The organism is Thalassospira sp. TSL5-1, assembly GCF_001907695.1.
GTDB lineage: Bacteria > Pseudomonadota > Alphaproteobacteria > Rhodospirillales > Thalassospiraceae > Thalassospira.
Genome location: NZ_KV880637.1, coordinates 905,183 through 919,704 on the forward strand (window position 1 = coordinate 905,183; position 14,522 = coordinate 919,704).

Consider the following 14,522-nt stretch of genomic DNA (forward strand, 5'->3'; position numbering starts at 1 on the left):
CAGGCGACACGGGTTTTTGGGGTTAGAGGCTCAAATGACCTCGGCAGGTATGCCCTTTAGCCCCACACAGCGTCCAGTAGAAACACCGTCGGTTTCGCTGGGCAGCGGGCGGGCGGGAACGGCACCGATGCGGGCATCGGGCATGGGCGGATAATCGGGGAACTGGCCATGAATGCGAATATTGTCGCGATAATCGCGGGCCGATTTGCCGCGATACTGGCGAAAACGGCGGTTGAAATTGGACAGGTTGCTAAAGCCGTTAAATTCGGCAATGCGATAGATCGGCCAGTCGGTGCGCGACAGTTGCACGCAGGCGCGTGAAATGCGGTATTCGTTGAGATATTCAACCACGCTGCGCCCGGTATAGCGTTTAAACAGTCGGTAAAAGCTGCTTTCGCTGACCCCGGCAACATTGGCAAGGGTGGAAACCCGCAGCGGTTCGGCGTGATGAGCATGAATAAAGGCAATGGCACGATCAACGCGCAGGGAGTCACTATTGCCTTGCGTATCATTGCCAAAGGATGCCGATGCCAGCGGTCCGTCAATGCCATTGAGCAGAATTTCAAGAATTTCGATAATCAGCATAAAGCGTTTGCGCGGGGCGGCATCGTCCAGTTCCGGCGCAATCTCCAGCACTTTTTGCACGGCCTCGGGGGTGAAGGAAAGGCCGCGCCTTGCCTGCTCGAACAGGGCATAAAGGTCGGCAAATTCAACGAAATCGCGGGTCAGGTTTTCAACCCATTCCTGAGAGAGCCATAAAACGTAAACCTCGATCTGTTTTTCCGCCGAGATGCGCTGGCATTCCCATAAATGGGGCAGGTTCGGACCGACCATTGCAAAATCCACCCCGTCAAAGGACTGGCGATGATCGCCAATCAGGCGACTGCCTTTGGCATTCAGCGTTAAGGTCAGTTCGTATTCCGGGTGTTGGTGCCAGTTGCAGCGAAAATCATCCCAGACATAGTGGAAATATCCCCATGAATATCCTTCCGGATTGGTGATGCGTTCCTGGATGATGCGCATGTCTGACTCCCGATTCAGGCTGATCTTTTGCAGAATAGTATCATCCTTTAAAGGATATGACACTTTGAAAAGGTGGGAAGGGGCGTATCCTTTTTTGCATCGGGTGTTGCTGGAAACACATATTCCCCGCCTGGCGGAAACACCTTGAACCGGTTTGCGCAAAAATATCCGGATCAATAAGGGCAAAGCCGACAACAGGCAATCTGCCCGGGAAAACCCAGAACCATCAATAGGGAGGATTGAATGACCCTGATCCAGAAGTTGCTTGCAGGTGCCAGTGTGGCAGGTGCTGTTTTTGTTATGGCTGTTCCGGCACAGGCCGCCAAGCTGGCCATTTCGTGCGGTGCGGTTGGCCAGGAACTGACCCTGTGCAAGGAAGGTGTCGATGCGTGGGCCAAAAAGACTGGCAACGAAGTTGACGTGATTTCCACGCCCAATTCCTCGACCGAACGGCTGGCCGTTTATCAGCAGATGCTGGCCGCGGGGTCGTCGGATGTGGATATTTTCCAGATCGATGTGATTTGGCCGGGTATTTTGGGCAATCATTTCATCGATTTGAATAAATATATGGGCGAGGAAGCCAAGGAACATTTCCAGCCTATTATCGCCAACAACACGGTAGATGGCCGCCTGGTGGCGATGCCCTGGTTTACCGATGCCGGTGTTTTGTATTACCGCAAGGATTTGCTGGAAAAATATGGTGAAAAAGTTCCCGCAACCTGGGCTGAACTGACCAAAACCGCGCAAAAGATCGAAGAAGGCGAACGCAAGGACGGCAACGACAAGATGTGGGGCTATGTGTTTCAGGGCCGGGCTTATGAAGGGCTGACCTGTAATGCGCTGGAATGGGTCGCCTCCTTTGGCGGTGGCACCGTTGTTGAGCCGAATGGCGATATTTCGATTGATAATGACAAGGCCAAAGAAGCCCTGGCAATGGCGTCGGGCTGGATTGGCACCATCGCGCCGGATGGCGTGCTGGGCTATGACGAGGAAGGGGCCCGGGGCGTTTTCCAATCGGGCAATTCGGTTTTTATGCGCAACTGGCCTTATGCCTGGTCGCTGGCAAATTCCGCCGACAGTCCGGTTAAGGGCAAAGTTGGTGTCGCTTCGCTGCCCAAGGGCGGTGAAGATGGTCAATCCGCCGCCACCCTGGGTGGCTGGCAGCTTTCGGTGTCGAAATATTCCAAAAACCCGGAACTGGCGGCCGATCTGGTCAAATATCTGACCTCGTATGAAGAACAGAAACGCCGGGCGATCAAAGGGGCCTATAACCCGACGATTGCCGCCCTTTACAAGGACAAGGATGTGTTGGCAGCCAATCCGTTCTTTGGCGATCTCTATGAAACATTCACCCATGCGGTGCCGCGTCCGTCAACGGCAACGGGGACCAAATACAACAAGGTTTCCAGCGATTTCTGGGAGGCGGTGCATACTACCCTGTCAGGTACGCAGACCGCAGACCAGGCGGTTTCCAGTCTGGAACACCAGCTTAAACGGACCAAGCGTTCCGGCTGGTAACAGGCTTGGGTTTTGTCATGTTGCGTGATGCGCGCAAGGTGCGGCGCAACATGACCCTCAAAGCCTATTGCCGTTTTAGTATGTGATCACGGGCCACTTCTGTGGTGATGGCACATCAAAGGCAGCCCTGCCGGGCAGGGCGCCTTTTTAACCAAGAGCATTTGTCATGGCGCAAGCTTCGTCTTTGACGCGAGCCAGACGGCGTTCCGCGTGGATTTTTCTCGCCCCGATGCTGGTTATTCTGGCGGCGGTGGCGGGTTGGCCGCTGCTTCGCACGTTTTATTTCGGGTTTACCGATGCCAACCTGTCGGACCTTTCCTCCTATCATTTCATTGGCATTGAAAATTTCTATGCCGTTTATGATGGCGAGACATATGGCCTGCTAACGGATCCAGACTGGTGGCAGGCGGTGTGGAATACCCTGTTTTTCAGCGTGATTTCGGTGTCGCTGGAAACGGCACTGGGCATGATTGTCGCCCTGGTTTTAAACCAGAACTTCCGGGGCCGTGCGCTGGTGCGTGCCGCCGTGCTTATTCCCTGGGCCATTCCCACCATTGTGTCGGCGCGGATGTGGAACTGGATGCTGCATGACCAGTTTGGCATTATCAACGATATGCTGATGAAGTTGGGTATTATCTCCGCCCCTATCGCCTGGACGGCGAGCCCCGAATGGGCCATGAGTGCGGTGATCCTGGTGGATGTCTGGAAAACCACGCCGTTTATGGCCCTGCTGATTTTGGCCGCCCTGCAAATGCTGCCCGGCGATTGTTATGAGGCAGCACGGGTGGATGGTATTCATCCGGTGCGGGTGTTTTTCAAGGTGACACTGCCCCTGATCAAACCGGCCGTGATGGTGGCGGTGATTTTCCGTGCCCTTGATGCCCTGCGTGTGTTTGACGTGATTTACGTGTTAACGCCCAACAACCCGCAAACCACCACCATGTCGGTCTATGCCCGGCAGCAATTGGTGGATTTTCAGGAAGTCGGTTATGGCTCGGCGGCATCAACCCTTTTGTTTATCGTGATCGCCTTTTGCATCATGGCCTATATCATGATCGGGCGTGTCCGCCTGGACGAGGGAGGGCATTAAGATGAACAATAAATTCCGCAAGCTTTTGGGGAAGGCCGGGTTCTGGCTTTTGGTAACGGTCATTGTTCTGTTTGCCGTCTTCCCGTTTTACTACGCCATTCTCACATCGTTTGAAACCGGGTCGGGCCTGTTTCAGGTCAATTACCTGCCTGAAAGTGTCACGCTGGCCAATTATGTCTCGGTGTTTAAGGGGCAGCCCTTTGGACACAATATTTTCAACTCGGTCTTTGTCAGCTTCATGGTGGTTGCCCTGTCACTGCTGTTAGGTGTCACGGCTTCCTATGCGCTGGCACGGGTGAAATTTGCCGGACGGGGCCTGCTGTTACTGACCATTTTGTCGGTATCGATGTTTCCGCAGGTGGCGGTTTTGTCGGGCATGTTCGAGCTGATCCGGGGTGTTGGGCTTTATAACAACATGTTTGGCCTGGCGATATCCTACATGATGTTAACCCTGCCATTTACCGTGTGGGTGTTAACAGCCTTTATGCGCGAATTGCCCCGCGAGCTGGAAGAAGCTGCCGTGATGGACGGTGCCTCGCCCTGGATTATTATTCGCCGGGTGTTTTTGCCCGTGATGTGGCCGGCAATGGTCACAACGGGGCTTTTGGCCTTTATCGCGGCGTGGAATGAATTCCTGTTTGCCCTGACCTTTACCCTGACCGATGACAAACGCACCGTGCCGGTTGCCATTGCCCTGATTTCCGGGGCCAGCCAGCATGAAATGCCTTGGGGCAATATCATGGCGGCATCGGTGATTGTGACTTTGCCGCTGATTGTGCTGGTGCTGATTTTCCAGCGCCGCATCGTTTCGGGGCTGACGGCGGGGGCCGTGAAAGGCTAGGCCGCGGGCGTCAAAAAGATGCCTTTTTACCCATGATGATCATATCCGGTCGGAAAACAGGACAGGTTCCGGTGTTTTTCGACCGGCAATCGACGACACATAAATTTCAGGATGTTCTAAAATGGCATTAGATGGCGATCTCGACTGGTGGCGTGGTGGTGTTCTTTACCAGGTTTATCCGCGCAGCTTTTTTGATTCCAATGGGGATGGCATCGGCGATTTACCCGGGATTACCCAGAAACTGGACTATATCGCCGACCTTGGCGTAGACGGGATCTGGCTGTCGCCGTTTTTTACCTCGCCGATGAAAGACTTTGGCTATGACGTGTCCAATTACCGCGATGTTGATCCGATGTTTGGCACGCTCGATGATTTTGATCATCTGCTGGAAAAGGCCCATGCGTTGGGCCTGCGGGTGACAATTGACCAGGTGCTGTCGCACAGTTCGGATGCACATCCGTGGTTTCGCGAAAGCCGTTCCTCGCGCGATAATCCGAAAGCGGACTGGTATGTCTGGGCCGATCCCAAGCCCGATGGCACCCCGCCCAATAACTGGCTGTCGATTTTTGGCGGGTCTGCCTGGAAATTCGATACCACCCGCCAGCAATATTACATGCACAATTTTCTGGTCAGCCAGCCGGATTTGAACTTCCATAACCCCGATGTTCAGCAGCAATTGCTTGAAGACGTGGAATTCTGGTTGCGGCGCGGGGTGGATGGCTTCCGGCTTGATACCGCCAATTTTTATGTCCATGACAAACAATTGCGCGATAATCCGCCCTGGGTGCCCGGCACGCACCGCCCCGAAGGCGCGCCCAAGGAAAATCCTTATACCCGCCAGATGCACGTTTACGACAAAACCCGGCCGGAAAACCTGGCTTTTTTGAAAAAGCTGCGTGCGGTGCTGGATAAATATCCTGGCAGTACGACGGTGGGTGAAATCGGGTCGGATAATTCGCTGGCGACAATGGCGGAATATACCGCCGGTGGCGACAAACTGCATATGGCCTATACCATCAACCTTTTGGAAAGCCCGCTGGAAGCTGGCCTGGTGCGTGGCATGCTGGTGGATGTGTTTCGCGAACTGGGCGATGGCTGGCCGTGCTGGGCGGTCAGCAACCACGATTTCGTGCGGGTTGCCTCGCGCTGGGGCAAGGATAAAGGCGGCGATAACGATGCCCGCCTGCGCATGATTCCGGCGCTTTATACCTCGCTTCGTGGAACACCGTGCATTTATCAGGGCGAGGAACTGGGCCTGGAAGAAGCCATTGTGCCCTATGAATTGCTTCAGGACCCGTATGGCATTGAAATGTGGCCGGAATTCAAGGGACGCGATGGCTGCCGCACCCCGATGCCGTGGCATAATGCCAATGTGGCACATGGCGGTTTTACCACGTCTGATCAGCCCTGGTTGCCGGTCCCGCAGGAACATAGTGCGCTGTCGGTGGCAAGCCAGGTCGAAGACCCTGCTTCCCTGCGTAATTTTTATAAAAACCTGCTGGCGTGGCGCAAAACCCACCCGGAAATCGTGCAGGGTGACATCGAAATGCAGGAGCATATCAATGATGCAGTCATCGCCTTTACCCGCCTGGCCGGCATTGTGCGCACAATATGTGTTTTCAATGTTACGCCCGATCCGGTGACGATTAGCCTGCCTGGGCCCTCGCAGGGGAATTGCCCGCTTAATACCGGTTCGGTTTCGGGTGACCGCGTGTCCCTCCCGGGCTGGGGTTTTTATTTCGGAACGATCTGACGGTCCTGACAACAAAAGTGGGAGGAAGACCAATGGCAAATGTGGTTCTAAAGCAGGTCCGTAAGCGTTTTGGGCCGGTTGAAACCATTCACGGGGTCGATCTTGATATTCGGGATGGCGAATTTTGCGTGTTTGTCGGCCCGTCGGGCTGTGGCAAGTCAACGCTTTTGCGGCTGATTGCCGGGCTGGAAGACATCACCGACGGCGAGCTGTCGATTGGCGGAGATGTGGTTAATGACGTCGCGCCCAAGGAACGCGGTGTCGCGATGGTGTTTCAGTCCTATGCGCTGTATCCGCATATGAGTGTGTTTGAAAATATGGCCTTTGGCCTGGATTTGGCAAAACACAGCAAGGATGAACAAAAGGCACGGGTGATGGCGGCGGCCAAAACCCTGCAATTGGAAAACCTGCTGGACCGCAAGCCCAAGGAACTTTCGGGTGGGCAGCGCCAGCGCGTGGCGATTGGCCGGGCGATTGTGCGCAAGCCGCGCGTGTTTTTGTTTGATGAACCCCTGTCAAACCTGGATGCCGCCCTGCGTGTGCAGATGCGCATTGAATTGGCGAAACTTCATGAAAAATTGAACACCACCATGATCTATGTGACGCATGATCAGGTGGAGGCCATGACAATGGCCGATAAAATTGTGGTATTGCGCGATGGCAGGGTAGAGCAGGTGGGCACCCCGCTGGAGTTGTATCACTACCCGGCAAATCTGTTTGTCGCCGGTTTCATCGGTTCGCCAAAAATGAACTTTATTTCGGCTAATGTTGCTCAGTTTTCGCAACATTCTGTTACGGTTAAACTGGAATCCGGTAAAGAAGTGTCGTTACCCGTTGATGGCAGTGGTCTTGCCCCGGCAGATCGTGTAACAGTGGGCATTCGACCGGAACATTGCAGCATTGCCGATCAGGACACGGCGCTGTTTACCGGAACGGTCGAAGTGGTCGAACATCTGGGCGAAGCAGGCCTGGTTTATGTTCGCACCGGATCGGACGACCTGTTTGTTGTCAGGGTTGCGGGGGATACCGCGATCCAGAATGGCGAAACCGTTGGTGTCGCGGCAGCAGAACAGGATTGTTACGTGTTTGACGGTGCGGATATGGCCAAACGGCGGCTGGCGGTGGATAATGCACCGTTAAAAGCGCAGATGACACTGAATTAACAGGGCCTGACATGCCCTGCGCACGGAAACTTTCGTGCAACCGCATGCCGGCCGGAACCGCAAAACGGTTCCGGGTCCCACCTTGGCAGCGGGGAGGATAACGAGTGAGAGCAGTTCGCTTGGAAGGCGCAAGTCAACATGAAGAAACAAAGGCTTAAACATCGCATAGCCGATATTGTGATTTTCGGTGGGACCGGAGATTTGGCGCTACGCAAATTATTTCCCGCTTTGTACGAAATGGAGCGGACGGGGCGCTTTGACGATGAAACCCGTATTTTTGGTGCATCACGCAGCCCGCATAGCGACGATGATTTTCGCGCTAAATTGCTTGAAGCAGGCAAAAAATACATTCCCGAAGGCGAATTTGACCAGAAAACCTGGGATAAATTTGCCAGCCGTGTTGCCTATTTGCAGGTTTCTGCCGGTGATGCGGAAGGGTTTAAAAACCTGTATGACCGCCTGAGCGACGCACCGGACCGTGACCGGGTTTATTATTTTTCCACCAGCCCCAGCCTGTTTGCCGATATGGCCTTTAATTTGCAAAAGGCCGGGCTTGTTACGCCCAATTCGCGTGTTGTGCTGGAAAAGCCGCTGGGACACGACCTTGAAAGCTGTCGTGAAATTAACGGCCAGATCGGTGACGTGTTCGAGGAATACCAGATTTTCCGTATCGACCATTATCTTGGCAAGGAAACGGTGCAGAACCTTTTGATCCTGCGCTTTGCCAATGCGATGTTTGAACCGCTCTGGAGTAGTGCGCATATTGACCACGTCCAGATCACGGTGGGCGAGGAAGTCGGTGTGGAAGGGCGCTGGTCCTATTATGACGATGCCGGTGCGATGCGCGACATGGTGCAGAACCATATGTTGCAGCTTTTGTGCCTGGTGGCGATGGAACCGCCCTATGTGCTTGACCAGGACGCGGTGCGTGACGAGAAGGTCAAGGTTCTCAAGGCGCTAAAGCCGATCAATGATACCAACATTGATCAGAACACAGTTCGCGGCCAGTATCGCGCCGGGGCTGTGGGCGGCAAGGAAGTGCCAGGTTACCTTGAGGAAGAAGGTGCCAATGTGGACAGCACCACGGAAACCTTTGTTGCTCTGCGTTGCGAGATTAATAACTGGCGCTGGGCCGGGGTGCCGTTTTATCTGCGCACCGGCAAACGCCTGCCCAAGCGCCATTCGGAAATTGTCATCCAGTTCCGCGATGTACCGCACCAGATGTTCCCGCTGGCAAAATCCATGACCAATTACCAGGCCAATCGTCTGGTGCTGCGTTTGCAACCCGATGATGGCATTCATCTGGTTTTGAACAACAAAAACCCGGGCCCAGGCCTTGTCCGCCTGCGTCCGACCGCGCTGAACCTTTCCTTTGCCGAGGCCTTTGGCGCCCGCAGCCCGGATGCCTATGAACGTTTGCTGCTGGATGCGATTGATGGCAACAACACCCTGTTTGTCCGCCGTGATGAACAGGATATTGCCTGGCAGTGGGTGGATGCCATTCAGGAAGCCTGGGAAAACAACCATATCGCGCCCAAGGGCTATACGTCGGGCACCTGGGGGCCGTCGGCTGCCATTGCCCTGATCGAACGTGACGGCCGCACCTGGAATGAAGAAGCGGTCTTCTGATCAGCCATGCCGGGGGCTCAGGTTCCCGGCAATTGCTTCATTTGATCCGGTTTCCCATTTCTATGGACGATAACATGACAGACGAACGCACCTTTAAAAGTGGCGACGAGATGCTGGCCAGCATGGTTGCGCAAACCGTGGAACGGCTGGAATTTGCCATTGCCGAGCGGGGCCGGGCAACCATTGCCGTGGCCGGTGGCCGGTTCCCCAAACCGTTTTTTCAGGTTTTGTCACTGGCAAAACTGGACTGGTCCAAAGTTACCATCACCCTGGGCGATGATCGCTGGGTGGGGATTGATGATGACCAGTCGAATGAAAAACTGGTCAAGGACAATTTGTTGATCAACGAAGCCGCCAGCGCGACCTTTGTGTCGCTAAACACGGCCGATAAAAACCCGGAAGACGCCATTGCCACCGTGACGGAACGTTTGAAAAACGAGCTGTCCTGGCCGATGGATATTGTCTATCTGGGCATGGGCGATGACGGGCATACGGCATCGCTGTTTCCCTCCTCGACACCCGAGGATTTGAAGCGCGGGCTTTATCCCGAAAATGGCGAACTGGTGGCTGCCGCACGGCCAACCGTTTCGCCGGTTCCGCGCATCAGCATGACGTTACCGGCCCTGTTGAATGCCCGTTATATCGGCATTCACATTACCGGTTCCGATAAATGGTCGACCTTTGAAGCCGCGAAAAATGGCACAGTGATTGAAGAAATGCCGGTTCGCGGGATTTTGCACCAGACTGACGTTCCCGTCGATCTGTGGTGGAGCGCCGAGAACCCGAAAGGCTGAACCCCATGAAACGTGAAATAGAAATCGTTACCCAGCGGATTGTTGAACGCTCGAAACCGACGCGCGAAGCCTATCTGGCGCGCATCGAAGCTGCCGCAAGTGACCGTCCGCACCGTTCCAAACTGTCTTGTGGCAATCTGGCCCATGCCTCGGCCGGGTGCCTTGGTACGGAAAAGGATCGCATTAATCACGAAAATGCCGCCAATCTGGGCATTGTCACGGCCTACAACGACATGCTTTCGGCGCATCAGCCGTTGGGCACATACCCGGATCGCATTAAAAAAGCCGCCTTTGACGCCGGTGCAACCGCACAGGTTGCCGGTGGTGTGCCCGCCATGTGTGACGGTGTTACCCAGGGCCGTCCGGGCATGGAGCTGTCGCTGTTTTCACGCGATGTGATTGCCATGTCCACAGCGGTGTCGCTGTCGCATGACACGTTTGATGCCGCCCTTTATTTGGGTGTGTGCGATAAAATCGTCCCCGGTCTGGTGATGGGCGCGCTGACATACGGGCATATTCCGGCGGTATTCGTGCCCGCTGGTCCCATGCCATCGGGCCTGCCGAATGATGAAAAGGCGCGTGTCCGCCAGCTTTATGCCCAGGGCAAGGTTGGTCGCAAGGAATTGCTGGAAGCCGAGGTGGCCTCCTATCACAGCCCGGGTACCTGTACGTTCTATGGCACGGCCAATTCCAACCAGATGTTGATGGAAATTATGGGGCTGCATTTGCCCGGTGCGGCATTTGTTAATCCGGGTACGGATTTGCGCGATGCCCTGACCGAGGAATCGGCCCGTCGTGCCCTGCAAATTACCCGCCTTGGCAACGATTACCGGCCGATTGGCAAAATCCTGGATGAAAAGGCCTTTGTGAACGGCATTATTGGCCTGTTGGCAACGGGTGGTTCTACCAACCACACCCTGCATTTGCCCGCAATGGCCCGTGCCGCCGGGATCGAACTGCGCTGGGAAGATTTTGACGATCTGTCGCGCATCATCCCGCTTCTCTGCCGGGTTTATCCGAATGGTCAGGCTGACGTGAACCATTTCCACGCCGCTGGCGGCATGGGCTTTGTGATTAGCAACCTTTTGGCACATGGCCTGTTGCATCATGAAGTTGAAACCATTGTTTCGGGCGGTATGGCGGCCTTTGGCACCGAACCGCACCTTGAAGAAGGCAAGCTGGTTTGGCGCGATGCCCCGAAAGACAGCCATGACGAGGAAATTTTGCGTCCGGCAGAAAAGGCATTCAGTGCCGATGGTGGCCTGCGGATGCTCAAGGGTAATATTGGCCGTGCCGTGATCAAGGTGTCGGCGGTAAAACCCGCCAACCGCGTGATCGAAGCCCCGGCAGCGGTCTTCACCTCGCAGGATGACATGATGCAGGCCTTCAAGGATGGCAAACTGCATCGCGATGTCGTGTGTGTTGTGCGCTTCCAGGGGCCGCGCGCCAATGGCATGCCCGAACTGCACAAACTGACCCCGCCTTTGGGGGTTCTGCAGGATCTGGGGTATAAGGTCGCATTGGTGACGGATGGTCGTATGTCTGGTGCATCGGGCAAGGTGCCTGCCGCCATTCACGTTACGCCCGAAGGCATGATGAACGGCATGATCGCCAAGGTGCAGGATGGCGATATGGTGCGTCTGGATGCCGAAACTGGCGAATTGCAATTGCTGGTATCCGACGAGGAACTGGCAAAACGCGACTTCGCCCTGTTTACCAACAAGGCCGATCATCAAACCGGCTTTGGCCGCGAAATGTTTGGTGTGTTCCGCGATAATGTGGGGCTGGCCGAAATGGGGGCCAGTGCGGTTCTGCCCGGAGGGAACGAATAATGCGGCTGGTCGGGGATATTGGCGGGACAAACGCCCGTTTTGCCTGGCTGGATGACAATGGTAATCCGCACGCACCGTTAACATTGGCCGTGCGCGATTATCCCGATATCGGCAGTGCCATTCGTGATTTTGTCGCCCGGACCGATGGGCCCGCACCGCGCGAATTTGCCGTGGCGGTGGCCTGCCCGGCAATGGCGGACCAAATCAAATTTACCAACAACCCCTGGGTTTTCTCGAAAACGGCCTTAACGGCGGAATTTGGGCTGGACCGGCTGGTGGTGGTCAATGACTTTACCGGTCTTGCCATGTCGGTGCCGTTTCTGGGCAGCGATGATTTGATCACGCTGTTTGACGGACCGGGGCGGCCGGGGCAACCCCTTGCCGTGATCGGGGCGGGCACCGGGCTTGGTGTTTCGGGCCTTCTGCCCCATGACGGGCACTGGATACCCGTGCAGGGCGAAGGCGGGCATGTGTCGCTTCCGGCAGTGGATGACCTGGATTTTGAAATTGTCAAATTCCTGACTGCTGAACTTGGCCGTGTTTCGGCGGAACGTATTTTATCAGGCATGGGGATTGAAAACCTCTATCGTGCGCTGGGCGCGATTAACGGGCAGGATGTGACCCCCAAAACCGCCGCCGAAGTCGTAGAGGGTGCGCTGGTGGGCAAAGATCCATTATGCCTTTCGGTGCTGGATCGTTTTTGCCTGTTTTTGGGCGGTGTTGCCGGGGACCTGGTGTTAACGCTCGGTGCGTTTGATGGTGTTTTTATTGGCGGGGGCATTGGCCCGCGTATTGCCGACTTTATGAAGCAAAGTGGTCTGAAAGAACGCATGATCGCCAAGGGGCGGTTCCGCGAATTAATGAATGATGTGCCGGTGCGCCTGATGACGGCGCAATATCCGGCTCTGCTGGGTTGTGCCAAGATTTTAAGTGCTTAACCGGCAAACAGGAGAAACGAAAAATGGCCTTGTCTTCACGCGAAATTCTCTCTCAGGCCCCGGTTGTTCCGGTGCTGGTTATCGAAGATGCCAATGATGCCGTGCCGCTGGCAAAGGCACTGGTGGCCGGTGGTCTGAAGGTTCTGGAAATCACCCTGCGTTCCGCCGCGGCGGAAGAAAGCATTCAGCGTATTATTGCCGAAGTGCCCGATGCCATTACCGGTGCTGGTACCGTGATTAATGCCAAGCAGATGGAACGCATGGCTGAAATTAACTGCGCCTTTGCCGTTTCGCCGGGCCATAGCGCGGGGTTGCTTGCGGCAGCCAAGGATAGCGATGTTCCGCTTTTGCCCGGTGCTGGTACGCCGTCGGAAGTGATGAACCTGCTGGATCATGGTTATGACATTTTGAAATTCTTCCCGGCTGAACAGCAGGGTGGTGTTTCGATGCTCAAAGCACTGGGCGGGCCGCTGTCGCAGGTGAAATTCTGCCCGACGGGCGGTGTGTCGCTGGCTAATCTGGCCGATTATATTGCGTTGCCCAATATTATTACCGTTGGTGGGTCCTGGGTCGCGCCCAAGGATGCTGTCAAGGCGGGCGACTGGGCGAAAATCACCAAATTGGCGCAGGAAGCCACCGATAAGGTTGCTGCCTTGCGCTCTGGTGTGATGCAGGCCTGATTGGGGTTTTTGCACCATGCTCTGCGCTGGTGTTACAGATATAAAAACGGCCCCGAACAGTGGTGTTTCGGGGCCGTTTTAGCATCGCTTGCGTGATGGTAACATTAACGACGACCTTGTGTCGTTTCAGAACCGATCATTTGAAGTTTCCAGTTTTTGCCATCAAAAACACGTTCCAGGCCAACATCGTACAGCTGGGCATCGCCAAGTTGATCGACCAGTTGACGCTGGCTGCGTGCCAGACGGGCGCGGACCATGCGGTTGACAAAAAGCTGACGCATCTTTTTAATCATCGCTCCGTGCGGCACGGGCGTTGTGTTCATGACGATGCGGTCAAGATGGGTGACTGGCAGTGTGGACATTTTGCCCTCCATGAGTTCATCGTTGCGATGCCCGGAATGTGCCATATGCAAAATAGCCCGGAAATTGGCAGTTTTTGCAAATTTGATGTTTATTTTTGCACAGGTCTTTTGGCGTTATCATTTTGCATGAAAGATGCCTGTTTGTTTTGTCATGATGGGGATGGGCAGTGTTTTCTGGTGTTGCTATTTTTTGAACATGAAACATAAATCGCACGTTTTTACCGGTCTCATTATTACCGCCATTTCACGAATGGCGGGGTAGGATCGGTATTTGTTGTGCCCAAACCCGCCGGTGAGGCGGGTTTTGTCATTCTGTCTCCCGGTGTTCCTTTCACCTGATACGGAGACCTTTTATGACTTCCTCGAAAAATTCCCATCAGCATCCATTGGTAACAGAAACACCCTCATCAACCGGGCCAACCCTGCATATGCTGTGTGGCAAGATCGCGTCGGGCAAATCGACATTGGCCGCAACATTATCGCAAAACCCGTCGACAATTTTGATCAGTGAAGATTTTTGGCTGGCAGGATTATTCGGGGCGGAAATGGCATCCGTTGCCGATTATGTGCGTTATTCGCATCGGTTGCGCGACGTCATGGCGCCGCATGTTGCCGGGCTGTTGAAACAGGGATTATCGGTTGTTCTGGATTTTCCCGCCAACACGCCGGAATTGCGCCACTGGATGCGCGAGATTTTTACCTGTGCCGAGGCGGCGCATGTTTTGCATTTTTTGGATGTCGCAGATGAAAGCTGCAAGCAACGCCTGCGGTTACGCAATCAGGCGCAAAGTCATGAATTTTCGGCATCCGATGCGCAGTTTGAGCAAATCACGGCCTATTTCGTGCCGCCGCAGCCCGATGAAAATTTCCATGTCGTGCGTTATGGGCCGGATTAACCG

General features: G+C 54.9%; 13 protein-coding genes. 11 read left to right on the plus strand and 2 right to left on the minus strand.

The window, feature by feature from the left end; genetic code table 11:
- Window positions 1-30: 30 nt before the first annotated feature.
- Complete coding sequence (locus tag LF95_RS04245) at window positions 31-1,023, minus strand: helix-turn-helix transcriptional regulator (protein WP_073953825.1); 993 nt, start codon at window positions 1,021-1,023, stop codon at window positions 31-33.
- A 243-nt stretch (window positions 1,024-1,266) separates the two neighbouring features.
- On the opposite strand from LF95_RS04245, the gene LF95_RS04250 reads away from it, so the two are divergent.
- The 10 genes from LF95_RS04250 to LF95_RS04295 all read left to right on the plus strand — a co-directional run bounded on the left by LF95_RS04250 (window position 1,267) and on the right by LF95_RS04295 (window position 13,261).
- Window positions 1,267-2,541 carry an ABC transporter substrate-binding protein gene (locus tag LF95_RS04250; RefSeq protein WP_215905647.1) on the plus strand — a complete coding sequence of 425 codons (1,275 nt, stop codon included), beginning with the start codon at window positions 1,267-1,269 and terminating at the stop codon, window positions 2,539-2,541.
- Between the two features lie 166 nt (window positions 2,542-2,707).
- On the plus strand, window positions 2,708-3,631 hold the full coding sequence (locus tag LF95_RS04255) for a carbohydrate ABC transporter permease (RefSeq protein WP_073953826.1): 924 nt from the start codon (window positions 2,708-2,710) through the stop codon (window positions 3,629-3,631).
- A gap of 1 nt (window position 3,632) precedes the next feature.
- The gene (locus tag LF95_RS04260) at window positions 3,633-4,472 is read left to right on the plus strand and encodes a carbohydrate ABC transporter permease (protein WP_073953827.1); all 840 of its coding nucleotides are present in this window, start codon (window positions 3,633-3,635) and stop codon (window positions 4,470-4,472) included.
- Between the two features lie 121 nt (window positions 4,473-4,593).
- Complete coding sequence (locus LF95_RS04265) at window positions 4,594-6,225, plus strand: alpha-glucosidase (protein ID WP_073953828.1); 1,632 nt, start codon at window positions 4,594-4,596, stop codon at window positions 6,223-6,225.
- A 32-nt stretch (window positions 6,226-6,257) separates the two neighbouring features.
- Window positions 6,258-7,388 carry an ABC transporter ATP-binding protein gene (locus LF95_RS04270; RefSeq protein WP_073953829.1) on the plus strand — a complete coding sequence of 377 codons (1,131 nt, stop codon included), beginning with the start codon at window positions 6,258-6,260 and terminating at the stop codon, window positions 7,386-7,388.
- 138 nt (window positions 7,389-7,526) lie between these two features.
- Window positions 7,527-9,017 (plus strand): glucose-6-phosphate dehydrogenase, encoded by a 1,491-nt coding sequence (zwf, locus tag LF95_RS04275; RefSeq protein WP_073953830.1) that lies wholly within the window; start codon window positions 7,527-7,529, stop codon window positions 9,015-9,017.
- A 74-nt stretch (window positions 9,018-9,091) separates the two neighbouring features.
- On the plus strand, window positions 9,092-9,811 hold the full coding sequence (gene pgl / locus LF95_RS04280) for a 6-phosphogluconolactonase (RefSeq protein ID WP_073954832.1): 720 nt from the start codon (window positions 9,092-9,094) through the stop codon (window positions 9,809-9,811).
- Window positions 9,812-9,816: 5 nt separating this feature from the next.
- Entirely contained in the window at window positions 9,817-11,643 is a 1,827-nt protein-coding gene (gene edd / locus LF95_RS04285; RefSeq protein ID WP_073953831.1) for a phosphogluconate dehydratase, read from the plus strand.
- Entirely contained in the window at window positions 11,643-12,581 is a 939-nt protein-coding gene (glk, locus tag LF95_RS04290) for a glucokinase (protein ID WP_073953832.1), read from the plus strand. Before edd ends, glk begins: the two co-directional genes overlap by 1 nt.
- Before the next feature lie 23 nt (window positions 12,582-12,604).
- Window positions 12,605-13,261, plus strand: coding sequence for a bifunctional 4-hydroxy-2-oxoglutarate aldolase/2-dehydro-3-deoxy-phosphogluconate aldolase (locus LF95_RS04295; RefSeq protein WP_073953833.1), 657 nt, complete (start codon window positions 12,605-12,607; stop codon window positions 13,259-13,261).
- Window positions 13,262-13,365: 104 nt separating this feature from the next.
- On the opposite strand, the gene LF95_RS04300 is transcribed toward LF95_RS04295, so the two are convergent.
- Complete coding sequence (locus LF95_RS04300; RefSeq protein ID WP_143181937.1) at window positions 13,366-13,623, minus strand: DUF4246 domain-containing protein; 258 nt, start codon at window positions 13,621-13,623, stop codon at window positions 13,366-13,368.
- 353 nt (window positions 13,624-13,976) lie between these two features.
- Here LF95_RS04300 and LF95_RS04305 point away from each other — a divergent pair, with 353 nt between their 5' ends.
- Entirely contained in the window at window positions 13,977-14,519 is a 543-nt protein-coding gene (locus tag LF95_RS04305; RefSeq protein ID WP_083607499.1) for a P-loop nucleotide/nucleoside kinase family protein, read from the plus strand.
- Window positions 14,520-14,522 lie beyond the last annotated feature (3 nt).